Here is a 657-nt window from a genome sequence, read left to right on the forward strand (position 1 = left end):
GAGAAATCCATCGCTTCCGCCGAGGCGTGGATATTCATCGCCCATATCCGCGTCCTGACCAGGCGCCTCGCAAGGTATTGGCACGGCGCGTAGAGTTTCGAGTCCGGCTCTGAGACATTCTAAGTACATATGTAGTATGTTATGTCGAGTAGAACTATCCACAACACAACTCAAGCGAATTATAGTCGTTATTGAGTACTTATCAAAAGCATATATGCCGCTTCTGTTTTTTCCTTCAGGCAGTATTTCTAATTACAAATAAGCGAAGAAGTTCAGCGTTAACGTCAGGACTTTTCAATACATTCATACAAAATTGCCCCCCTCCTCTCCACGGCCGATTTGAACTTCAATGCAGAGCCAGTACTGAATAAATCAGATTACAGGATCCTGTATACGCAATATCACGCTTAAGAGTTCCTTTACCTGTGAACTCATGCTGAGAGATAGATCGTAACTCTCTAGAATTCTATAGAATATATCTCGTATTCTTCTTCCAACTAGGGCGTCGACTCATAAACCCTGACACCAGACCCTCGCGGCTATGAGCTTGACGGCGGCGAGGAAGTTCTCCGGGTCCTTGTCGTAGCGTGTGGCGATGCCTCGAAACTGCTTGATCCGGTTGAAGAACCTCTCGACGAGATTGCGTTGACGGTAGAC

General features: G+C 46.4%; 1 protein-coding gene. It reads right to left on the reverse strand.

Translation table 11 applies throughout. The features are described from left to right. Positions 1 to 510 precede the first annotated feature (510 nt). Positions 511 to 657, reverse strand: a 147-nt coding sequence (locus ACLJK8_RS23070; protein WP_413152714.1) for a transposase, incomplete at its 5' end; no start/stop codon positions are given.

It is taken from the genome of Amaricoccus sp. W119 (assembly GCF_047275745.1).
GTDB lineage: Bacteria > Pseudomonadota > Alphaproteobacteria > Rhodobacterales > Rhodobacteraceae > Amaricoccus.